At 55.6% G+C, this 905-nt stretch carries 1 pseudogene; it reads left to right on the forward strand.

The features are described from left to right. Positions 1–905, forward strand: a pseudogene (locus ACR0EL_RS21920) (preprotein translocase subunit SecA); the annotation flags it as partial.

A 905-nucleotide genomic window follows, 5' to 3' on the forward strand; every position in this document is an offset into this window, starting at 1 on the left:
GATGACCTGATGCGCATCTTGGGTGCGGAACGTCTGGACAAGGTCCTGACCACGCTGGGCATGAAAGAGGGCGAGGCAATCATTCACCCCTGGGTGAACAAATCGCTGGAACGGGCGCAATCCAAGGTCGAAGGTCGCAACTTTGACATGCGCAAAAACGTTCTGAAATTCGACGACGTGATGAACGATCAGCGGAAAGTCGTGTTCAGCCAGCGGCGTGAAATCATGTCAGCAGATGATCTGTCGGATGTCGTGTCCGATATGCGTGAGCAGGTGATCGACGATATGATCGACGAATTCATGCCGCCAAAATCATATGCAGATCAATGGGATACAGAAGGTCTGCACGAAGCGGTCAAAGAGAAGCTGACCATCGATGCGCCGGTTCAGGACTGGGCCGCCGAGGAAGGCGTAGATGACGAGCAAATCCGCGAACGTCTGATCAAGGCCGCCGATGAAATGATGGCGCAGAAGGCCGTGGCGTTTGGCCCGGAAAACATGCGCAACATCGAAAAGCAGGTTCTGCTGCAGACTATCGATGGCAAATGGCGCGAACATCTTTTGACGCTGGAACATCTGCGCTCGGTCGTGGGTTTCCGTGGCTATGCACAGCGCGATCCGCTGAACGAGTACAAGAACGAAAGCTTCCAGCTGTTCGAAGGGATGCTTGATTCCTTGCGCGAAACCGTCACTCAGCAATTGTCGCGCGTGCGCCCGCTGAGCGAAGAAGAACAGAAGGAAATGCTCGCGCAGATGGCAGCGCAACAGGCACAGGCGCAGAAAGCTGTGGATCAAGCTGCCGGGAATGCCGAGGCGATCGCCGAAGCCGAAGCGTCTGGTGACAGTCGTCCGGGTTTTGTCGAGGATGATCCTTCGACTTGGGGTAACCCGTCACGCAATGATCC

This window comes from Ruegeria sp. AH12, assembly GCF_056541465.1.